Raw genomic sequence first — 21,372 nt, 5'->3', positions numbered from 1 at the left:
ACCGCGTCAGTCTAAGCCGCGGCACCGACAACGGCACGACCGGGCGACGACGGAACTAGGACCTCGGCCCGACCGCGGAACGGGCCGCGAGCGCAAGATCCGGGTGGTCGGCGAACACCGCGTCGACACCGGTGCGCATGACGGACGTGTACCACCGCATCCAGTCGCCCCGAGCAGCGATCTCTCCGGTGCGTCGCAGGGGTGCGGGCAGGAATCGATTCTCCGGCCGCAGCGTCCACGCGAAGACCTGCAGCCCGGCTCGATGCGCACGTTCGACGATGCCGCTCCGGAGGACGCCCGGGGTGGCAGGGTCGACCGTGTCGACGCCGGCCATCAGCGTGCCGACGCTGATGCTGATCCCGTCGACCCGCTCGGCGAGCGAGCTGAGCGCACGGCGCTCGGCTGCGTAGGTCGTCGCATTCGCGCCGTACCGAGCGCGCTCGTCCGCAGCGACACCGCGTTGCTCCATCAGATAGACACGACGACCGCCGGTGCCGCGTCGGCGGAGATCATCGAGCACCGTCTTCTCGAAGCTCTCGATGGTGAGCCGACGATCATCTCGCCAGCCGAGCCTCCCGAGCGCGTCGTCGACGAGCTCGCCCAGCGGCAGGCCGATGGCGTCGAAGTATGTGGCGTGCTTGATCTCTGCGACGAGGCCCACCTCGCGCGGAGCGGCGTCGAGCATCGCAATCAGATCATCGAGCCGGAGGATCGGGTCAGCGCCGTCATGCGCCGCCGACTGTGGGCGGAGCCCGGGCAGGCGTTCGCGCGTGCGGAGCGTGCGGAGTTCCGCCCAGGTGAAGTCCTCGGTGAACCAACCCCGTGCCCGAACGCCGTCGACCACCTTCACCGTGCGACGCTCGCGGAATTCCGGCCGACTCGCGACATCGGTGGTTCCCGAGATCTCATTCTCGTGCCGAAGGACGAGCACGCCATCGCGCGTGGCGACGATGTCGGGCTCGATCGCGTCCGCGCCCATGTCGATCGCCGCTGCGTACGCCGACCGGGAATGCTCAGGAAAGAGACCGGACGCACCTCGATGGGCGATGACCAGCGGACGTGCAGCGGGCTCATCGGGCATGTTCCCGAGCCTACGGGCGTTTTCCCAGAGGTCAGCGCGAGGATCGACCACCGGGACCCGCCGTTCAACGGTCGACTCCCCGCGGTTCGGCTCACGGCGAATCCCCCGACAGTGTCGGTGGCCATCGCCTAAGCTGTACGCACCCACAGGTCCCTGAGACCGACGAACACGAGACAACGAGGACACGATGGCTTTCAAGCCTGGATTCGACCAGTCCCCCGCTTTCAACGAGGCCGGCCGGAATGCCTGGGGCACGCCCGGCAGATCTCAGAGCGGCTACGCCAACGGGTATGCACAGCCCGGCATGAGCGCTGAGCAGCTGCAGTACCTCTACAACCAGCCGGCCGCCGGGCCGATGCAGACCGATCGCATGTCGTACGACGACACGATCGTGAAGACCGTCATCACGTTCGGGGTGCTCATCGTCGGCGCAGTCGTCGGCTGGAATGCACCGATCCTGCTCTGGGTCGGCATGATCGCGGGCTTCGTGCTGGCGCTCGTCAATTCGTTCAAGCGCAAGCCCTCCGCGACGCTCGTGCTCATCTACGCGGGCATGGAAGGTCTGTTCGTTGGCGGAATCTCCGCCCTCTACAACACCCAGTTCGGCGGGATCGTGCCGCAGGCCGTGTTCGGCACGCTCGGCGTGTTCGCCGTCACGCTCGCACTCTTCTCCTTCGGGAAGGTCCGGGCGACCCCGCGCGTCACACGCTTCTTCCTTGTGGCCATGTTCGGGTACATGGCGTTCTCGCTCGTCAACCTGATCCTCATGTGGACCGGCGTCACGCACTCAGCGTTCGGTCTCCTGTCGACGACGATCTTCGGGATTCCGCTCGGCGTGGCCATCGGCATCCTCGTCGTCCTGATGGCGGCGTACTCGCTCATCGTCGACTTCGAGCAGATCAAGACCGGCGTCGAGCGCGGTGCCCCGCGCATCTACGGCTGGACCGCCGCCTTCGGGCTCGTCGTCACACTCGTCTGGCTCTACCTCGAGATTCTGCGCATCCTCGCGATTCTTGCCAGCAGCCAGCGCAACTAACGACCGCCGCTCGTCGACCGGTCCGCCAGAAGGCGCCGGCCGACGAGCGAGTCAATGCAGAACGCCCCAGCTCGAGCAATCGAGCCGGGGCGTTCTGCATAGGACTACTCCCACTCGATCGTGCCCGGCGGCTTCGACGTCACATCGAGCACGACGCGGTTCACCTCACGAACCTCGTTGGTGATGCGGTTTGAGATCTTCGCGAGCACATCGAACGGCAGACGCGTCCAATCGGCGGTCATGGCGTCCTCGGAGGACACGGGTCGCAGCACGATCGGGTGGCCGTAGGTGCGCCCATCGCCCTGCACGCCGACCGATCGGACGTCCGCGAGCAGCACCACCGGGCACTGCCAGATCTCAGCATCCAGACCCGCCGCGGTCAGTTCCGTGCGCACGATCTTGTCGGCCTGACGGAGCAGATCCAGTCGATCCTTCGTCACCTCGCCGACGATCCGGATCCCCAGTCCGGGGCCGGGGAAGGGCTGGCGCCCGACGATCTCCTCAGGCAGGCCGAGCTCGCGACCGATCGCACGAACCTCGTCCTTGAACAGCGTTCGGAGCGGTTCGACGAGCTCGAACGTCATGTCTTCCGGCAGACCACCGACGTTGTGGTGCGACTTGATGTTCGCCGTGCCGGATCCCCCTCCGGACTCCACCACGTCCGGGTACAGCGTGCCCTGAACCAGGAACTTGACCTCGCCGGCACCGTCGTGCGCCGCCTGTTCGGCGCGGGCCTCGAGGACAAGCGCCTCCGCGGCCTGCTCGAAGGTGCGGATGAACTCGCGTCCGATGATCTTGCGCTTCTGCTCCGGGTCGCTGACGCCGGCGAGCGCATCGAGGAACTGCTGCTCCGCATCGACCGTGACAAGCCGGACGCCGGTGGACGCGACGTAGTCTTCCTCGACCTGACGCCGCTCATCGGCGCGAAGAAGGCCGTGGTCGACGAACACGCAGGTGAGCTGGTCGCCGACCGCCCGGTGGACGAGCGCGGCCGCGACCGCGGAGTCGACGCCACCGGAGAGCCCGGCGATGACGCGGGCATCGCCGACCTGCGCGCGGATCCGCTCCACCTGCTCGGCGATCACATTGCCCGGGTTCCAATCGCCGGGCAGCCCGGCGGCGCGATGCAGGAAGTTCTCGAGCACCGCCTGGCCGTAGGTGGAGTGCTTGACTTCGGGATGCCACTGCACCCCGTAGAGCTTGCGCTCATCCGACGCGAACGCCGCGACGGGGGTCGACGCGCTCGACGCGAGAACCTCGAAGCCGTCTGGGGCCGTCGCCACCGAATCCCCGTGGCTCATCCACGTGGTCTGGGCCTCGGGCTGACCGGCGAGCAGCGTTCCACCGCCGCCGGCGACGACGACATCGGTCGCGCCGTATTCGCGAAGCCCCGTGTTCGCAACCTCTCCGCCGAGCGACTGCGCCATGACCTGGAAGCCGTAGCAGATCCCGAGGACGGGGATACCCAGCTCGAGGATGCCGGTGTCGAGGGCAGGGGAGCCGGGTTCGTAGACGCTGGACGGGCCTCCAGAGAGGACGATGGCTGCTGGGTTCTTCGCCTGCACCTCTGCCGCGGTGATCGAGTGCGGAACGATCTCGCTATACACGTTCGCCTCGCGGACGCGGCGCGCGATCAGCTGCGCATACTGCGCGCCGAAGTCGACGACGAGGACAGGACGATGCGCGGTCTCGCTCACCGCGCCGCGCCCGTCTGCACGGCGGGAGCATCCCGCTGCTCGGCCTGCAGCTCGCGGTACGTGGCCAGCGCGATCTTCGCCATGTGGTGCTCCACGAAGAACGAGAGGAACGGGATCACACCCCCCAGTGCGATCAGGAGGAAGCGGAGCGGCTTCCAGCGCATGATGCTCCAGAGGCGGAAGTCCGCGAACAGGTAGAGCACGTAGAGCCAGCCGTGGGCGATCAGGATGCCGATCGACAGGTTGAAGGTGCCGGGGTGAATGCCCGCCGTGCCTTCGGGCACGAAGAGGCCGCGAGAGCCGCCGACCTCCATTTCCACGTGCATCGGCGTGTACTTCAGAATCATCTCGGCGACGAGCAGCAGCAGCATCACACCCGTGATGTACGCGGACACCCGGTAGAGATTGACTGCGCCCGGAATCTTCGGGATATCACGGGTGCGGACGCTCAGAGCCATATCATCCAGTCTACCGGCGCCCCGCGGGGGCTCCGCCTTCGGAAACGTGCAGCGTCGGCTCCTCGGCGGCGGCCCCGCCATCGGCAGCACCGCCACCCGCGGCACCGCCGCCGCCATCGCCATCCGCGGCACCACCACCGTCACGGCCGCTCCCAGCTCCCTCCGCGAGCTCGTCCTGTTCGCGCTCATAGGCGTCGCGGACGAACCGCCACCAGAGGAACACCGCGAATCCGGCGAACACGACCCACTCGACCGCGTAGAACAAGTTCAGCCAGTCGAGTTGTACCGTCCGAACCGGCTTGTGGTCCGCGATCGTCCCGAGCCCCGCGAGTTCAGCGGTCGGTGCGGTCGCGACCACGTACCCGCCGTAGATCTCGCCGCTGAAGCCCTTCCATTCGTTCGGGAGGAACGCGGAGGACACGGCCGAGAACTGCCCCTTCTCGAACGCGTCCTGATCGGGCGACTCGCTCGGGTAGTACCGCCCCACGACAGTGATCGTCGTGCCTTTCGCCGCACGTTCGCCCCCGGCGAGCGCCTTCTCCCGCGAGTCCGCATAGCCGATGACGACGGGGAGCGATGCGCCATTCGCGTCGAGCACGAAGCGGCCGACGGTCTGATAGGTGCCTCCGCCGCTTCGGCCCGTGAGCACGACAGTGTCGCCCGGGACGAAATGCCCGCGCGCGCTGACGCGCTGGCCATCGAGCTTCGACGGCATCGGCTGCTGTGGGTGGGTGATGTCCTGCAGACGATGCTGCGTCTCCGTGGTTGCCGGACCGGGCTTGCCGTTCTCGATGCTGCGTTGCAGCTGCCACCGGCCCAGGAACGCGAAGGTGCCGGCGAGCGCGAGCGCAAGCAGCAATAACGCGATCCATTTCGGTCGCCGCGCCACAGCCCACATGTCGGTCAGTACTCCGGATCTCGCTCGCGTTCGACCCGCTGGCCGTCCGGGAGGCCCGTGTCCGGCGAGTCGATAACCATCGGGGAGGTCGGTGGCTGGGTTGCGCGTCGTCGGGCTGCCACCGGCTCCTCAGATCGTCTATTCTCGCGCGCTTCGCTGCCCGCCGCCTCCACGAGTGCGATCTCCTCCGCGAACTCGCGGTCGCGCTCGGCTCGTCGCGCGGCACGCGCCGCCGCGGCAGCGGCATCGCGTGCAGCGGCGCGGCGGTCGAGCGGGCGCCGAACCAGCCCACCGATCCTGTCCGCATTTGCAGCGAGGACCGGTCCGAGCACCGCCATGACGAGCACGTACAGGCCGGCGAACGCGGTGATCCGCGCCTCCAGACCGGCTGCCGCCGACAGGGTCGCGAGGATCAAGGCGAACTCGCCACGGTTCACAAGGATCACCGAGGTGTTGATGCCCGCCTGCACGCTGAACCCGTTCATGCGGGCGACGATCTGCCCGGCGACTGCGTTCAGCACGACCGTCATGAGGATCGCGCCGAGGACGGGCCAGACCACGGACCCGAACGTCGCGACGTTCAGTGTCAGACCGAAGTTCACGAAGAAGAACGCGGCGAAGACGTCGCGCATCGGGAGCGCGAGCTGTTCGATGCGGTCGCGGTAGCGCGTCGCACCGCAGAGCAGACCGATGACGAACGCCCCGATCGCATCGGTGACGCCGAGCAGCTCACCGATTCCGCCGAACATCACTGCGAGACCGAAGAACAAGATCGTGAAGAGCTCGTCGTCGCGCGTCGCGAAGATCCGGGACACCTGACGTCCGCCCCACCGGGCCAGCGCGAACATCACGACGAGGAAGCCGAAGGCGAGCGCCAATTTCCCGACGACGGCCCAGATGTTCGTGTCGCCCGACAGCACAACGGACACGATCGCGAGGTAGATCGCGATGAACACGTCCTCGATGACGGTGACGCCGAGGATCATCGGGGTCTCGTCGTTCGCCAGACGGCGAAGCTCGATGAGAAGCTTCGTGACGATCGCGCTCGACGACGTGGCCGTCATGCCGGCGACGATCAGCGCCTCCCGGGTCCCCCAGCCGAGCGAGAACCCGAAGACGAACCCGACACCCATGTTGATCGCGACATAGGTACCGCCCGAGATGAGCAGCTTGCCGGCGTTGCCGTAGAACTCCTCCTGATCGAACTCGAGCCCCAGGTTGAACAGCAAGAGAATCAGCCCGAAGGTGGCGATCAGTTCGATCGTGTGCGACTCGATGTTGAGCCCGATCCATGTCGAGTGGGGGCTCGCGATGAGCCCGACGAGCATGTAGATCGGAATTGCCGGGAGGCCGATCCGTTTGCCCAGCCGCCCGAGCACGTAGGCGATGAGGAACAGGCCGCCAATGGTCAGCAACTCACCACCCAGGGACATGATCAGCCCCCGGGCGGAGCGTCCACGCCCGACGACGCGAGCGCACCGCTGCGGTAGAACGAGAACGCGCGTGCGACCTTCTCGGGCGAGCCCGCGACGATCAGCGTGTCACCGGGGAACACGGTGAACTCGGGCGACGGAGCGGGGTTCGCAGCATCGCCGCGAACGACGGCGACCACCGTGACTCCGACGACGCCGGATCGCGTGAGATCGCCGAGCGGCTTCCCCGCGATGGCGTCGTCGTAGTCGACGCTGAACCAGTCAATTGCGAGGCCGGGAACCTCGTCGAGTTTGGAGAGACCCTCCGTGATGCGGGTGCCTCCGAGGAGTTCGGCGAGCGTGTGTGCTTCGTCCTCGTTTAGTCGGAGCGAGACCTTCTCAGCACGGTCGGATCCGTCGGAGACGTCTGCGAACGAGATGAGATCCGAATGCCCGGAGCGGTGAGTGATGACGCCGCACTTCCCACCGTCGTCGGTGTAGAAGCTGTGCAGTACGCCGACGCCGGGGAGTTTGACGCGATGAACGTCGACCATGAATGGACTCCCTTTTCAGTCTGCACAGTGTAACGATCTGGGCCGGCCAGGCATTCCGAACCTCACTCGGGTTCGGTCGTCTTCGCACCGATGGTCTGGCTGCCCGCCGCGGTCCGATGATCGCTCGGCGGCGCCTTCACGTCGTCTTCCTCGAATCCGAACGCGATGTCCGGCGCTTCGAGTCGCACGCGGTCCGCGGAGGCGTCGTCCGGTTCGAGCTGCGAGGCCCGCTCCGCCGCCACACGCTTGAGATAGTTGCCCACCTCATGCTCGGTCTGCTCGCGATCCCAGCCGAGCACACCGGCCATGAGCGCGCCCGCGACGGGAGCCGCGCTCTCGCCGCGATCCCACGCTTCGATCGAGATCCGCGTGCGCCGCGCGAGCACGTCCTCGAGGTGAAGCGCTCCCTCGTGCGACGCTGCGTAGACGACCTCGGCGCCGATGTAGTCGTCCGCGCCCGGCAGCGCGTCGGCCAGCGCGGGGTTGTGCTCGACGAGCGCGAGGACCTCGTCGGCGAGGGTGCCGTACCGGTTCAGGAGATGCTCGATCCGGGTCGGGTGCATGCCGTACCGCTTCGCCGTGCGGACGCGCTTGTTCCAGGCCGCGCGATAGCCCTCCGCACCGAGAAGCGGTATCTCGTCGGTCGCGGACGGTGCCACGCGATCATCGAGTGCGTCCGCTGCGGCGTCGATCGCGTCCTTCGCCATCACGCGATAGGTCGTCCATTTGCCGCCAGCGACCACCACGAGTCCGGGAACCGTGTGCGCCACGATGTGCTCACGGCTCAGCTTCGAGGTCTGGTCCGATTCACCGGCGAGCAGCGGACGGAGTCCCGCATACACGCCCTCGACGTCTTCGCGCGTCAGCGGCACCCGCAGCACCCGATTGACGTGCTCCAGGATGTAGTCGATGTCTGCCGCAGTGGCCGCTGGGTGCGCCTTGTCCAGGTGCCAGTCAGTGTCGGTGGTGCCGACGAGCCAGTGCCGACCCCACGGGATCACGAACAGCACGCTTTTCTCGGTGCGCAGGATCATCCCCATGGTCGACTGGAAGCGGTCCTTCGGGATCACCAGGTGCACGCCCTTCGACGCCCGCACCTGGAACTGACCGCGCTCGCCGACCATCGCCTGCGTGTCGTCGGTCCACACCCCGGTCGCATTGACGACCTGCTTCGCGCGGATCTCGAAGCGCTCGTCCGTCTGGATGTCGTGCGCCTGCACGCCCACGACGCGCTCACCGACCTTGACGAAGCCTTCGACCCGGACGCGACTTGCTGCGAGCGCGCCGTAGCTCACGGCGGTGCGCACCAGCGAGGCGACGTACCGCGCGTCGTCGACCTGCGCGTCGTAGTACGTCATCCCCCCGACGAACGCGTCCTTGGCGAGGCTCGGCATGGCGCGGAGCACCTGGGTTCGGGTCAGGTGCCGGTGATGCGGCACGCCGGGAGGCCGGCCGCCCGTCCAGCTGAACGCGTCGTACATCGCCATGCCGATCCCGATGTAGAAGCGCTCCCACACCGGGTGATTCAGCGGATAGAGGAATCGAACCGGCTTCACGAGATGCGGCGCGATGCGCTGCAAGAGCAGGCCCCGCTCGATGAGCGCCTCGCGCACGAGGCCGAAGTTCAGCTGCTCGAGGTAGCGGATACCGCCGTGCACCAGTTTCGAGGACCGGCTCGAGGTTCCGGAGGCCCAGTCACGGGCCTCCAGGACACCGACAGTGAGCCCGCGTGTGACCGCGTCGAGCGCGGAACCAGCACCGACGATGCCGCCGCCGATCACCAGGATGTCGAGTTCCGTGTCGCGCATGGTCGCGATCGCAGCGGCTCGCTGCGCCGGATTCAGGCCGGTCGTCGTGTCGAGTGTCGTCGAACTCGTCGTCTTCGCCATCATCGCCTCCGTCGCTTGGGGCGCCGGACGCGTCGCCGCTCAGTGCGGGTGGTACGGCGCTACGACAACTTCTACTCGCTGGAACTCCTTGACGTCGGAATACCCAGTGGTCGCCATGGAACGTCGGAGCGCACCCACGAGGTTCGCCCTGCCGTCTGATGTCGGCGTCGGGCCGCCGAGGATGTTCGCAAACGGCGCGATCGTGCCCACATCGACGCGGCGGCCGCGCGGGAGCTCCGGGTGATGCGCCTCCGAGCCCCAGTGGTAGCCGCCACCGGGCGCCTCGGTGGCTCGCGCGAGCGCGGTCCCGAGCATGACGGCGTCTGCGCCGGTCGCGATCGCTTTCACGATGTCGCCTGACGTGTCGAGGCCGCCGTCGGCGATCACGTGCACGTATCGGCCGCCGGACTCGTCCATGTAGTCGCGCCGGGCGCCCGCAACGTCGGCGACGGCGGTCGCCATGGGCGCGTGAATGCCGAGTGCCGCACGTGTGGTCGACGCCGCTCCGCCACCGAACCCGACCAGCACGCCGGCTGCGCCGGTACGCATCAGGTGCAGTGCGGCCGTGTAGGTCGATGCGCCACCGACGATCACGGGAACGTCGAGCTCGTAAATGAACTTTTTGAGGTTCAGCGGCTCCTGGTTCTGCGAGACGTGCTCTGCGGAGACGGTCGTGCCGCGGATCACGAACAGGTCGACACCGGCGTCGACGACGACCTGGGAGAACTCCTGTGTCCGCTGCGGGCTGAGCGCACCTGCCACCGGGACGCCTGCGGCGCGGATCTCCGCGAGCCGAGCCGAGATGAGCTCCGGCTTGATCGGTTCGGCATAGATCTCTTGCATGCGTGCGGTGACCGAGCCGTCGGTGAGCGCACGAATCTCGGTGAGATAGGGCTCCGGATCCTCGTATCGCGTCCAAAGACCTTCGAGGTCGAGGACCCCGAGCATGCCGAGTCGACCCAACTGGATGGCGGTCTGCGGTGAGACCACCGAGTCCATCGGAGCCGCGAGGATCGGCGCCTCGAATGTGAACGCGTCGATCGTCCACTGCACCGACACGTCGCGCGGATCGCGCGTTCTCCGCGACGGCACGACCGCGATGTCGTCGAACGCGTACGCCCTGCGGCCGCGCTTGCCTGCCCCGATCTCGACTTCGCTCACCAGTGCAGCCTACCGGCGGCCCCGTCTGGACGACACGAGCGACGGCGCCCTGTGGAATCGCGCGTGGAATAGCGCGCTCCCACCTGCGCGTTACCATTTCCTATCCGGAACCCGACGTCGTGTGCCCGGTGTCGCACCCTCCTGCTCCCGGACATGAAGGAGACCCATGGACCAGCCGGATCCGTTCGGATTCATCGGACTCACCTACGACGACGTCATGCTGCTGCCTGGGCACACCGACGTCATCCCGAGTGAGGCGTCCACGACGACCCGGCTGACCAAGCGCATCGACGTCAACGTCCCGCTGCTCTCTGCTGCCATGGACACGGTGACCGAGGAGCGCATGGCGATCGCGATGGCTCGGCAGGGCGGCCTCGGGATCCTGCATCGCAATCTCTCGATCGCGGATCAGGCGAGCATGGTCGACAAGGTCAAGCGGTCCGAATCCGGCATGATCTCGAATCCGGTGACGACGACCGCCGATGCCACCGTCGCCGAGGTCGACGCGCTCTGCGGGCAGTTCCGTGTGTCCGGCCTGCCGGTCGTCGAGGGCGACGGCACGCTCGTCGGCATCATCACCAACCGCGACATGCGCTTCGTCGCTCCGTTCGAGCACCACACCACGCTCGTCCGTGACGTCATGACGAAGGCGCCGCTCATCACGGCTCCGGTCGGCATCGACCCGGAGGATGCGGTCGCCATCTTCGCGCAGCACAAGATCGAGAAGCTGCCGCTCGTCGACGGCGACGGCAAGCTCAAGGGGCTCATCACCGTCAAGGACTTCGACAAGAGCGAGAAGTACCCCGACGCGACCAAGGATGCTGCCGGACGACTCCGCGTCGGCGCTGCCATCGGCTTCTTCGGGGATGCCTGGCAGCGTGCGGGCGCACTGCTCGACGCGGGCGTGGACGTGCTCGTCGTCGATACCGCGAACGGCGAGAGCGAGGGCGTGCTCGACATGGTCCGCCGCATCAAGGCCGACCCGGCGTTCGCGGGCGTGGACGTGATCGGCGGGAACGTAGCGACGAGGCAGGGCGCGCAGGCCCTCGTCGACGCCGGGGTCGACGCCGTGAAGGTCGGCGTCGGACCGGGATCGATCTGCACGACGCGCGTCGTCGCCGGCGTTGGCGTGCCACAGGTCACCGCCGTGTACGAGGCTTCCCTTGCCGCACGCGAAGCCGGCGTTCCGGTCATCGCGGACGGGGGCCTGCAGTACTCCGGTGACATCGCGAAGGCACTCGTGGCTGGCGCGGACACGGTCATGCTCGGCTCGCTGCTCGCCGGGTGCGACGAGTCTCCCGGGGATCTCGTGTTCGTCAACGGCAAGCAGTTCAAGGCGTACCGCGGGATGGGTTCCCTGGGTGCGCTCCAGACGCGTGGCAAGAAGACCTCGTACTCGAAGGACCGCTACTTCCAGGCTGACGTGCCGTCGGACGACAAGCTCATTCCCGAGGGCATCGAAGGCCAGGTGCCCTACCGCGGAGCGCTGAGCGGCGTCGTGTACCAGCTGGTCGGCGGCCTTCGACAGTCAATGTTCTACGTCGGTGGACGCACGGTGCCGGAGCTCAAGGCGCGCGGAAAATTCGTTCGGATCACGCCGGCGGGTCTGAAGGAGTCGCATCCGCACGACATTCAGATGGTCGTCGAGGCGCCGAACTACCGCGGTTAGGACCACCGAAGAGGCTGCCCACCGCTTCGCGGCCGCATCGGCGCCCGTGAGCGGCGGTCTCGTACGTCAGTCGACCGGTGCTGGCGCCGCAGCTGAGCGGGAAGCGCCAGCGCTCGTCCTGCTTGCCCGAAATGCGTCGACGGTCAGGACCACGAGCGCCAACCAGACGATCGCGAATCCGAACCAGCGGGCCGGCGACATCGCCTCGTGCTGGAGCCAAACGCCGACGATGAACTGCAGCACCGGGGTGAGGTACTGGCAGAGCCCGATCAGCGAGAGCGGCAGTCGGCGTGCCGACGACGCGAACAGGAGCAGCGGAACCGCGGTGACCGGTCCGCCGAGCACGAGCAGCAGCGCGTGCCAGACACCGAGCGCTCCGAACGTCACTCCGCCGTCGAACCCGGTGACGCCGAACACGACGAGTGCGGCGACCGCGAACGGCACGAGCCATGCGGTCTCGATCGTCAGCCCGCTCAGCGCGTCGACTGCGGCACCGACCCGCTTCTTGACGAGTCCATAGAGGCCGAACGAGAACGCGAGGGTCAGCGCGATGATCGGCGGCTGCCCGTACCCGACCGCGATGACGATGACCGCCACAGCGCTGAGCGCGACCGCGACCCACTGCGCCGGCCGGAGCCGCTCGCGGAGGACGATCACGCCGAGCGCGATGGTCACGAGCGGGTTGATGAAATAGCCGAGTGCCGCCTCCACAGTGCGTCCCGACGTCGTTGCGGACACGTAGACGGTCCAGTTGATGACGATCAGGAACGCCGCGAGTCCCAGCGTGCGGAGGACGTCTGGGCGAACGAGGATGGCGCGAATGCGCGGCCAGGTTCGTCCCGCGCCGATGACAACAATGCAGAAGCCAAGCGCGAATACGATCCGCCACGCCACGATCTCAAAGGGTCCCGCGGGCGCCATCGCAGCGAAGAGCAGCGGAAGCGCTCCCCAGAGCCCGTAGGCGCCGATGGCCTGACCGATGCCAACCGACGTCTCGGAGCGCTCCGGTCGGCTCCTTGAGCCGAGCGCGGACGTATTGCGGAAGCTCGACATGCCCTGATCCTACGGAAGCGTGGAGGTGCCAGCGGTGGCCCATGCGTTTGCGGGCGGTTGGGAATGCGCAGCCGTCAGACAGAGGGCGGCACGAGCGCGTGGTGCCAGCACCGGCATACGACAACGACCCCGGACGGCTGCGGGCGCCATCCGGGGTCGTTGTGCGAAAGGGTGCTTAGCGGACGACGACCGCCAGGACGTCGCGCGCGGAGAGGACGAGCAGGTCGTCGCCTTCGATCTTGACCTCGGTTCCGCCGTACTTGGAGTAAATGACCTTGTCGCCGACGGCCACGTCGAGCGGCACGCGGTTGCCGTTGTCGTCGATGCGACCCGGCCCGACGGCCACGACCTCGCCCTCCTGGGGCTTCTCCTTGGCGGTGTCCGGGATGACCAGACCGGAGGCAGTGGTCTGCTCCGCCTCGACCTGACGGATGACGATGCGATCTTCGAGCGGCTTAATGCTGACAGCCACGGTGACCTCTCTTTTGTCGGTTGCTGACCGGTTGGCACTTCGCGAGGGAGAGTGCCAGGTCCAACTGTAGGGGGTTGTTGGCACTCGGTCAATCCGAGTGCCAACCTGTGGATGCAGCCCTCTCACCACCGGCCGGGGAGACGGTCCGCCGGTCCAGAATGACCTGGGAGGATCGCTGCATGAACGCAGGCGAACTCGCAGCGCTGCTCACCCCAGGCGGCATGGCGCTGCTCGACCGGACTCCGGCGATCGGCGACCCGGGCGAGATCGTGCGCGTCGTCAGTCGACTGCGGCGCGAAGGCCACGACCCGCAGCTGGTGGCGGCGGTGCTCACGCAAGCCCGCCTCCGCCAACGCGGGCGCGACAAGTTCGGCGCCTTCGCCACCCGCATGCTCTTCACGGAGGCCGGCCTTGAGCAGGCGACGCGCCTCCAGGTCGCAGCGCACCACGCTGGCCGTTTCGAGCACGCGGGTCTGACGCGGATCGCGGACCTCGGGTGCGGCATCGGCGGTGACGCCATGGCCTTCGCTGCGCTCGACCGAGACGTGATTGCCGTCGACCGGGACGAGGTGACGGCAGCGGTGGCAACGCACAATCTGGCCCCGTGGCCCCGCGCGACGGTGCGGTTGGGTGATGCCGTGTCGTTCGATCTCGAGTCGGTCGATGCCGTTTGGCTCGATCCGGCGCGACGCACTTCCGGCCATGCGAACACGCGCCGTCAATGGGATCCCGAGGACTGGTCGCCGTCGCTCGATACGGTGTTCGCAGCGGCGACAGTGCGCCCAACGGGCGTGAAGCTGGGGCCCGGGATCGATCGCGATCTCATCCCCGACACGGCGGAGGCGCAGTGGGTCAGCGTCGACCGCGAGGTCGTCGAGCTTGCGCTCTGGTTCGGCCCGCTCGCGCGCCCTGCGATTCGCCGCAGCGCACTCGTCATCGGCACGCATGGGGTTGCAGAACGGACCGGTCCGGCCGATGCTCCAGACGCCGACACCGGGCCGCTCAGCGCCTACCTCTACGAACCCGACGGCGCAGTCATCCGGGCGCGGCTTATCGGCGATGTCGTCCGTGAGCTCGACGGCCGGATGCTGTCGGCGGACATCGCGTACTTCACAAGCGATCGTCTGGTGTCCACGCCGTTCGCCACCCCGTTCCGCGTCCTCGACGTCCTCCCGCTCGACGTGAAACAACTGAGCCGCAGGCTGAGCGCCGACGGCATCGGACGCCTCGAGATCAAGAAGCGCGGCGTCGACATCGATCCGGCGGTATTCCGCAAACGCCTGCGGCTGAACGGTGGTGTCCGTTCCGCGACGCTCATCGCGACACGGATCGACGGCCGCCACGTCGCCATCCTGTGTGAGCGCCTGCGCGACGAGTCTCCGCGACGTGATTAGAGTGCAGCGGTCTGAGCGGCATGCAGCAGTCAGATCGGCCTGCAGCGGTTAAATCGGCAATCAGCGGTCCGATCGGCATCGAGCGGCCCGATCAGTGCCTAGGGCCTGACCGGGCTGTCGTGCGCGCTCAGTGTGGGAGACCGAACAGCGCGTTCGGGCTCCCGCCGGTTGAGAAGGTCGAGTGCGACGCGGCGAGGACGATGAACATCGCAATGATGAAGATCGTCCAGAGCACCGCCAGATACCCGACCACGAGACCGATGATCGCGAGCACACGACCCTGTTCACCGGTGCGGCGGATCTGCGTGAGCGCGATGTGGCCGAGCACGACCCCGACCGGCGCGAACACGAACGCGAAGACGATCGACAGGATCGACATGAGATTCCACGGCGCTGCCCGATAGGGACCAGAACCCGCGTAGGGAGATGACGTGCCGTAGGGACTCGCGCCATAGCCAGCGGGCGAGCCATACTGCCCGGCGTAGCCGGACGGTGCGGGGTACTGGCCACCCGGGTACCCGGACGGCGAACCGTATTGCGGCGCGGCATACCCCGACGGTGCGCCGTATTGGCCGGAAACTCCCGGCTGGCCGGCGGCGGAGGGGTAGCCGACCCTGCCCTGCTGGCCGTACGCGCTGGCCTGGCCATACCCGGCGGCCTGACCGAATCCGGCCTGCTGACCGTACCCGGCTCGCTGGTCAGGGCCGGTGGCCTGGCCGGGGCCGGTGGGCTGCTGGGAGACGCCCGGCTGTCCGGGCGGCGGCGATCCGTATGCGGCTCGCGCACCATCCGTTGGCTGCCGGGTAGGCCGGGCGTCTGCCGATGCCCGGCCAGGAACGGTCCCGCTCCATGCATCACCGTAGGGCGACGGCGCTCGCGATTCCGCATCCGCCGACTCTCCCGGCGCCGGCGCCGAAGCCGAAGCCGATGGATTCGCCTGCTCGGCGCCGCCCTCGCTCGGCGTCGTCGGATCGTCCTCAGCTGCTGATTCCTGCTGCTCGGTCACGGGGCCTCCTTGCGCGGTGTCGGGAAGGTGGGACGGGCCTCCCGGTCGAATCATGCCATGTCGGCGTGAGGTCTTGGAACGCTTCCAGCCCGCGCTCCGGGCCGACCGGCAACAAGCACCACCGGGGGCCGAGGCGCGTCAGACCTGGACGGTCGTCACGGGCAGGGTCGAGTCCGCCGCGAACGCCAGGTCGCTCGGTGCGCGGCCTGCCGCGACCAGCCGAGCCCCGATCGCTGCGATCATCGCCCCGTTATCGGTGCACAGGTCGAGCGGGGGTATCCGGAGGGCGACGCCTGCCTCGGCGCATCGCTCCTCCGCAACAGCGCGCAACCGCGCGTTCGCGACGACGCCGCCGCCGAGCAGGAGCCGCGGTACACCGGTGTCGGCGCAGGCGGCGAGCGCCTTGCGGATCAGAACGTCGACGACCGCTTCGCGGAAGCTCGCTGCAACGTCCGCCGTGGGGATCGGCTGCCCCTCGTCGGCGGCGCGCTCGACCCACCGGGCGACGGCGGTCTTCAGACCCGAGAACGAGAAGTCGTAGCGGTGCGCCGCCATGTCCTTCGGAAGCGTCAGCCCGCGCGGAAAGCGAATCGCTGCCGAATCACCGGACGCGGCGGCTCGGTCGATCTGCGGCCCGCCTGGATACGGGAGACCGATGAGGCGCGCGACCTTGTCGAATGCCTCCCCCGCCGCATCGTCGATCGTCTCACCGAGAAGCTCGACGTCGTCGACGAGGTCGCGCACCAGAAGCAACGACGTGTGACCGCCCGACACGAGCAGCGCGACCGTCGGCAACGCGATGTCGGACCCGTCGGCACGGAGGACGTCGGCACCGACGTGGCCGACCAAGTGGTTCACGCCGTAGAGCGGGGCTCCCGTCGCGACGGACAATGCCTTCGCGGCCCCGACACCCACCATCAGCGCACCGGCGAGGCCAGGCCCCGCGGTCACGGCGATCGCGTCGAGATCCTCCAACCGGACGTCTGCGATCCGCAGCGCTTCCTGCAGGGTCGGGGTGAGCGCCTCCAGATGGGCACGCGCGGCGACCTCCGGGACGACGCCGCCGAACCGCGCATGCTCCTCCATGCTCGACGCGATCACGTTCGCGAGCAGGGATCGTCCGCGAACGATGCCGACACCGGTCTCGTCGCAGCTCGTCTCGATCCCGAGAACGAGCGGTTCAGCGGTGGCCATCGGACGATTCCTCCTCGGCAGTCGGCGTGGTCCGCCGCATGACGATCGCGTCGACGCCGTCCGGCTGGTAGTAGCGGGGGCGCGTCGCGATCGCCTCGAACCCGAATCGCTCGTACATGTGCTGGGCGACGGGATTGTCGGCACGCACCTCGAGGAACACCTCGCGCACCGCACGTCGGCGTGCCTCGTCGAGGAGCGCTTGGAAGAGCGCACGACCGATGCCGGAGCCCCGCCGCGCGGCGTCGACCGCGATGGTCTGCACGTCGGCAACGGTGTCTGCAGGGAGCGACGCAATCCCCGCGTACCCGATGACGGTGGGTACGGTCTCGTCGTCGACCTGCTCGGCGATCACGTAGAACCCGTACGGCGAATGCAGTTCCGCTGCCATCTGCGCGGACGACCACGCATCCGTCGGAAAGGAGGCGCGCTCCAGCCACATGATGTCGTCCAGATCCGCGGGCACCGCGTTTCGCAGCCGCCAGGTCACGACGCGACTCGCTTCGGCGCACCCGGCATCGTGACGTCTGGGTCGCGCAGGTACAGCGGGCTGTCGGGTGCGAACGCGGCGCCGGACGAGAGCCGCTCTGCGGCGAGCACGCCCAGCCATCCGGCGTCGATCGCGTCGATCAGGGTCCGCGGCGCCGCCGCGAACGGTCCGAGCGCCGTGTCGAGGTCCGTTGGCTTCGCGAGTCCGGGACCGGCGACCCGCTCGAACACACCGGAGGCTCCGCCCCGATACGCGGACCAGTACTGCTCCCGACGTCGGGCGTCGGTGAGGACGACGAACTCGTCCGCAGACGAGCTCGCCCCAACCGCGTCCGGTGCCTTCGCGGCGACGATCTGGGCTGCGGCAGCGTCGTGGCTCACCACCGGGAGCAGCGGGATCCCCCGAGCGGATGCGAACGTCCTCGCGGCGACGATGCCGACCCGCAGGCCGGTGAACGGGCCGGGGCCCATCCCGGCGACGACCGCTGTGATGTCCGTCGATGACACCGCTGCCGCAACCAACGCCTCCGCGATGAATGGCCCGATCGCCTCCGCGTGCCGACGCGTGTCGGACGTGGCACGCAGCGCGCGGACCGTGGGTCCGACCGGATCGACGACCGCGACGGAGGTTCCGGCGGACGTGTCGATCGCGAGCAGCACCAGACCATCGTAGGCGCGGTGCGGTGCGCGTCAGAGCGTGCGCGGTGCGGTATGCGTCAGAGCGTGCGCGCTGCCCAGCGCGGGCCGTGTCCGACGATCACCACACGCCGGGGTTCGTCAGGAACGTCGTCGGGGTCGTTCGGGCCGGTCGCGTCGCTGAGCTCGGCACCTGGCACTGGACTCGGCACGATACCCACGTCGCCGCTTCCGATCGAACGCTCGATCTCCACGTCAAGGTACGAGTCTGCGATCGCATCCACCATGCCGCGACCCCACTCGACCACGACGACGGACGCGTCCCAGTCGAGGTCGAGATCGTCGAGCTCCACCGGGTCGCTGAGGCGGTATGCGTCGACATGCACGAGGTCCACGCCCGACGCGGTCGGATGGGTCCGCGCGAGCACGAACGTCGGGCTCGCGATCTGGCCCCGAGCGCCGAGGGCGGCACCGAGTCCGCGGGTGAGCGTCGTCTTCCCGGCGCCGAGCGGGCCGGTGAGCACGATCAGGTCACCCGCATCCACCGCATTAGCGATGCGAGCACCCAGCGCACCCATCGCATCGACGGTGTCCACGCGGCCGTCAAAGAGAACGACCGGGGCGACGGGTTCTTGTTCGTTCACTGCGGTTCCCCGCGGAGGTATGCAGAAACGCGCCCGTCGACGGCGTGGCCCTCGTACACACGCGGCACCCGTCCACCGATCCGGCAGGTGATCTCCTCCGGAATGACGTCGAGCGCCTGCCCCCACTCCAGCACCGTGAGTTCGCCGTCCTCGCCCGTGCCGAAGAGCGTTGCTGTGTCGCCGACGCGGACATCGTCGTCGCCGACGTCGACGAGGAACTGATCCATCGCGACGCGACCGACGATGGGGTACCGCTGGCCGTCGATTGCGATCGCGATCCGCCCTTGCGCTGAGCGCGGTACCGCATCCGCGTAGCCGATCGGGATCAGCGCGAGGGTGGTTTCCCGATCGGCGCGGAACGTGTAGTCGTACGAGACGCCGGTGCCGGCCGCGACCCGCTTCACCTTCGCGACAGAGCCGCGGAGCGTCATGACCGGGGTCAGCCCGAGGTCGGACGCCGACACACCAGGCGCGCCCGGCATGCCGAGCAGATTGGAGCCCATGCGGACCATGTCGAATCGGAACTCGGGCCGCGTCAGGGCGGGCAGGCTGGCCGCCGCGTGCCGAATTGGGATGGGCAGTCCGAGTTCGTCAGCGACCTGCAGCGCTCCCCGATAGCGATCAACCGCCGCCGCATCCTCATCGTCAGATGTCTCGGCAAGGTGCGTGTAGGCGGCGACGACCTCGACCAGTCCTGCGTCGACCAGTTCGCGCGCCCGCCGCGCGAGCGCCGGCCACGCGTCGAGCGCGACGCCGTCGCGGTGGAGGCCCGTGTCCACGCCCAGATGCACGCGGGCGATCCGCTGGTCCACCGCAGCGGCGATCCGTTCGAGCTCGTCGAGTCCGGAGACCCCGAGGTCGACGCCCGAATCGACGGCGTCGCGGAAGTCGAGATCCGGGTCGTGCTGCCAGGCGAAGAGCCGGACCTCGTCGCCGACCCCGATCGACCGGAGCCGCAACGCGTTGCCCACGGTCAGCACGCCGAGCCACCCGATACCGGCATCGACGGCGGCGAGCGCGACCGGCTCGAGTCCGTGACCGTATGAGTCGGCCTTGACGACCGCCATCACCTCGACCGGATCCATCCATTCGCGGACGAGGTCGATGTTCGCGCGATACGCGTCGAGGTCGATCACTGCCTGCCGGAGCGGTGCGTTCACGACATCCTCCTCGGCACGCCACGACCGAGCCGGGCGACGATCTCGTAGTTGATCGTTCCGATCGCGGCGGCCCATTCCTCGACGGCGGGCACGCCGGTCGCGGGGTCACCCCACAGCACGACCTCATCGCCGACGGCCACCGGGGCATCTCCGACGTCGATGTGCATCGCGTTCATGGCGACACGCCCGACGACGGGGAACCGCCGCCCACCGATGGCGACGTCCACCCGGTTCCCGAACGCCCGGTCGAAGCCGTCCGCGTAGCCGAGGCCGACGATCGCGAGCGTCGTGTCCCGCTCGGCGCGATGCGTGTACCCGTAGGAGACGCCCTCCCCCGCGCGCACCGGGATGAGCCGGAGCACGCTCGCCGTCACCGTCATGGCCGGGCGCAATCCGAGCTCCGCGGACGTGCGCCCCGGCACTGGGCTGAGGCCGTAGAGCGCGATACCCGTCCGCACGAGGTCATGCCGCAGGCTCGGGAGGCTCAGCGCGGCCGCGCTTGCCGCGAGATGGACCACGTCCGGGACCACACCGACCGTGGCGAGGCCCGCGAGCGCCCGTTCCAGCGCGGCCCCCTGCGCGGCGTCGTCGGGCTCGGACGCGTTCGACAGATGCGACATCACGCCTTCGATGCGCGTGCGGGCGCCGGAGGCGGCGAGGGATCCGGCGAGGGCGAACAGTTCCGGCCATTCGGACTCGACCGCGCCGTTGCGGCTCAACCCGGTGTCCACGACCAGGTGCACGCGCGGAACCTCCGCGTCGACCGCGGTGGCGAGTTGTTCGACGGACGAGACTGCCGGGGTGATGTCCGCTGCCGCAGCGCGGCGGAAGTCCTCGTCCGGCGCATGCAGCCAGGCGAGGATCCGCACGTCGTCGCCGATGCCACCAGCGCGGAGGGCAAGCGCCTCGTCGATGTCGGCGACTCCGAGCCACTCGGCGCCGGCGTCGACGAACGCCTGCGCGCACTCGAGCGCTCCGTGGCCGTACGCGTCGGCCTTGACGACGGCGATAACGCCGGCGGGAGCGACGACGGAGGCGACCGTCGCATAGTTGGCGATGAGCGCCTCCCGGTCGACGGTGATGCCCGTGAAGGCGCTCATGCGGCGACCCCTTCGATGATGACGAATGCGGTGGCGACGGGGCCGTCGTGCGAGAGCGAGAGGTGGACGGCGGTCACGCCGCGGTCGGCGGCGACGCGCTGAGCGCCTGCATGCAGCGTGAGGGACGGGTTGCGCTGGTCGTCGGCGACGACCTCGAGCTCCTGCCAGCTCAGTCCCGCGCTCGACCCGAAGGCTTTGATGAGGGCCTCCTTCGCAGCGAACCGCGCGGCGAGGGAGGCCGCCGGGCGCGGCTCGCCGTCGCGGAGCAGCTCCGCGGGCGTGAACAGGCGCGACCGCAGCGCCGGTGTGCGGTCGAGCACCCCGGCGAACCGCGCGAGATCGACGACGTCCACGCCGATGCCGATGATCACC

21 protein-coding genes are annotated in these 21,372 nt (G+C 68.6%); 3 read left to right on the top strand and 18 right to left on the bottom strand.

Going from position 1 to position 21,372, the window contains the following annotated elements:
- Positions 1–55 precede the first annotated feature (55 nt).
- The gene (locus CAM01S_RS06420) at positions 56–1,081 is read right to left on the bottom strand and encodes a glycerophosphodiester phosphodiesterase family protein (RefSeq protein ID WP_066518687.1); all 1,026 of its coding nucleotides are present in this window, start codon (positions 1,079–1,081) and stop codon (positions 56–58) included.
- Positions 1,082–1,268: 187 nt separating this feature from the next.
- Here CAM01S_RS06420 and CAM01S_RS06415 point away from each other — a divergent pair, with 187 nt between their 5' ends.
- Entirely contained in the window at positions 1,269–2,117 is an 849-nt protein-coding gene (locus CAM01S_RS06415; protein ID WP_066517937.1) for a Bax inhibitor-1/YccA family protein, read from the top strand.
- 104 nt (positions 2,118–2,221) lie between these two features.
- Here CAM01S_RS06415 and guaA read toward each other — a convergent pair whose 3' ends face one another.
- The 7 genes from guaA to CAM01S_RS06380 all read right to left on the bottom strand — a co-directional run bounded on the left by guaA (position 2,222) and on the right by CAM01S_RS06380 (position 10,186).
- Positions 2,222–3,814, bottom strand: a complete 1,593-nt coding sequence (guaA, locus tag CAM01S_RS06410; protein ID WP_066517934.1) for a glutamine-hydrolyzing GMP synthase — start codon at positions 3,812–3,814, stop codon at positions 2,222–2,224.
- The gene (locus tag CAM01S_RS06405; protein WP_066517927.1) at positions 3,811–4,272 is read right to left on the bottom strand and encodes a DUF3817 domain-containing protein; all 462 of its coding nucleotides are present in this window, start codon (positions 4,270–4,272) and stop codon (positions 3,811–3,813) included. Before CAM01S_RS06405 ends, guaA begins: the two co-directional genes overlap by 4 nt.
- A gap of 10 nt (positions 4,273–4,282) precedes the next feature.
- A complete protein-coding gene (locus CAM01S_RS06400; RefSeq protein WP_169795847.1) occupies positions 4,283–5,131 on the bottom strand; it encodes an SURF1 family protein in 849 nt (282 codons plus the stop codon).
- Positions 5,132–5,175: 44 nt separating this feature from the next.
- On the bottom strand, positions 5,176–6,603 hold the full coding sequence (locus CAM01S_RS06395) for a cation:proton antiporter (protein WP_066517915.1): 1,428 nt from the start codon (positions 6,601–6,603) through the stop codon (positions 5,176–5,178).
- 2 nt (positions 6,604–6,605) lie between these two features.
- Positions 6,606–7,136 carry a cation:proton antiporter regulatory subunit gene (locus tag CAM01S_RS06390; protein ID WP_066517912.1) on the bottom strand — a complete coding sequence of 177 codons (531 nt, stop codon included), beginning with the start codon at positions 7,134–7,136 and terminating at the stop codon, positions 6,606–6,608.
- A gap of 62 nt (positions 7,137–7,198) precedes the next feature.
- Entirely contained in the window at positions 7,199–9,025 is a 1,827-nt protein-coding gene (locus CAM01S_RS06385; protein ID WP_066518681.1) for a glycerol-3-phosphate dehydrogenase/oxidase, read from the bottom strand.
- Between the two features lie 39 nt (positions 9,026–9,064).
- Entirely contained in the window at positions 9,065–10,186 is a 1,122-nt protein-coding gene (locus CAM01S_RS06380; RefSeq protein WP_066517907.1) for a GuaB3 family IMP dehydrogenase-related protein, read from the bottom strand.
- 166 nt (positions 10,187–10,352) lie between these two features.
- Here CAM01S_RS06380 and guaB point away from each other — a divergent pair, with 166 nt between their 5' ends.
- Positions 10,353–11,855 carry an IMP dehydrogenase gene (guaB, locus tag CAM01S_RS06375; RefSeq protein ID WP_066517905.1) on the top strand — a complete coding sequence of 501 codons (1,503 nt, stop codon included), beginning with the start codon at positions 10,353–10,355 and terminating at the stop codon, positions 11,853–11,855.
- Positions 11,856–11,921: 66 nt separating this feature from the next.
- Here the strand turns inward: guaB and rarD are convergent, their stop codons facing one another.
- Positions 11,922–12,908, bottom strand: a complete 987-nt coding sequence (gene rarD / locus CAM01S_RS06370) for an EamA family transporter RarD (RefSeq protein ID WP_066517901.1) — start codon at positions 12,906–12,908, stop codon at positions 11,922–11,924.
- Between the two features lie 175 nt (positions 12,909–13,083).
- A complete protein-coding gene (gene groES, locus CAM01S_RS06365; RefSeq protein ID WP_066517895.1) occupies positions 13,084–13,380 on the bottom strand; it encodes a co-chaperone GroES in 297 nt (98 codons plus the stop codon).
- A 179-nt stretch (positions 13,381–13,559) separates the two neighbouring features.
- Here groES and CAM01S_RS06360 point away from each other — a divergent pair, with 179 nt between their 5' ends.
- Positions 13,560–14,774 carry a class I SAM-dependent methyltransferase gene (locus CAM01S_RS06360; RefSeq protein ID WP_066517893.1) on the top strand — a complete coding sequence of 405 codons (1,215 nt, stop codon included), beginning with the start codon at positions 13,560–13,562 and terminating at the stop codon, positions 14,772–14,774.
- Positions 14,775–14,901: 127 nt separating this feature from the next.
- Here CAM01S_RS06360 and CAM01S_RS15200 read toward each other — a convergent pair whose 3' ends face one another.
- The 8 genes from CAM01S_RS15200 to CAM01S_RS06320 form a co-directional block, all read right to left on the bottom strand.
- Complete coding sequence (locus CAM01S_RS15200; RefSeq protein ID WP_066517891.1) at positions 14,902–15,780, bottom strand: DUF4190 domain-containing protein; 879 nt, start codon at positions 15,778–15,780, stop codon at positions 14,902–14,904.
- Positions 15,781–15,918: 138 nt separating this feature from the next.
- Positions 15,919–16,974: a tRNA (adenosine(37)-N6)-threonylcarbamoyltransferase complex transferase subunit TsaD gene (tsaD, locus tag CAM01S_RS06350; protein WP_066517889.1), complete on the bottom strand. Its 1,056-nt coding sequence runs from the start codon at positions 16,972–16,974 to the stop codon at positions 15,919–15,921.
- Positions 16,961–17,461, bottom strand: a complete 501-nt coding sequence (gene rimI / locus CAM01S_RS06345; RefSeq protein WP_066517884.1) for a ribosomal protein S18-alanine N-acetyltransferase — start codon at positions 17,459–17,461, stop codon at positions 16,961–16,963. Before rimI ends, tsaD begins: the two co-directional genes overlap by 14 nt.
- Positions 17,458–18,120 (bottom strand): tRNA (adenosine(37)-N6)-threonylcarbamoyltransferase complex dimerization subunit type 1 TsaB, encoded by a 663-nt coding sequence (gene tsaB / locus CAM01S_RS06340; protein ID WP_066517881.1) that lies wholly within the window; start codon positions 18,118–18,120, stop codon positions 17,458–17,460. Before tsaB ends, rimI begins: the two co-directional genes overlap by 4 nt.
- 56 nt (positions 18,121–18,176) lie before the next feature.
- Positions 18,177–18,740, bottom strand: coding sequence for a tRNA (adenosine(37)-N6)-threonylcarbamoyltransferase complex ATPase subunit type 1 TsaE (tsaE, locus tag CAM01S_RS06335; protein ID WP_306306284.1), 564 nt, complete (start codon positions 18,738–18,740; stop codon positions 18,177–18,179).
- Entirely contained in the window at positions 18,737–19,900 is a 1,164-nt protein-coding gene (gene alr / locus CAM01S_RS06330) for an alanine racemase (RefSeq protein ID WP_066517879.1), read from the bottom strand. Before alr (CAM01S_RS06330) ends, tsaE begins: the two co-directional genes overlap by 4 nt.
- On the bottom strand, positions 19,897–21,000 hold the full coding sequence (alr, locus tag CAM01S_RS06325; RefSeq protein WP_066517877.1) for an alanine racemase: 1,104 nt from the start codon (positions 20,998–21,000) through the stop codon (positions 19,897–19,899). The genes alr (CAM01S_RS06330) and alr (CAM01S_RS06325) overlap by 4 nt, the downstream gene beginning before the upstream one ends.
- Positions 20,997–21,371, bottom strand: a complete 375-nt coding sequence (locus tag CAM01S_RS06320) for a holo-ACP synthase (RefSeq protein ID WP_066517874.1) — start codon at positions 21,369–21,371, stop codon at positions 20,997–20,999. The genes alr (CAM01S_RS06325) and CAM01S_RS06320 overlap by 4 nt, the downstream gene beginning before the upstream one ends.
- Between the last annotated feature and the right edge of the window lies 1 nt (position 21,372).

Source organism: Curtobacterium ammoniigenes NBRC 101786, assembly GCF_001571045.1.
In the GTDB taxonomy this organism is placed as follows: domain Bacteria; phylum Actinomycetota; class Actinomycetes; order Actinomycetales; family Microbacteriaceae; genus Curtobacterium; species Curtobacterium ammoniigenes.
This window is presented reverse-complemented; position numbering and strand designations above follow the sequence as displayed.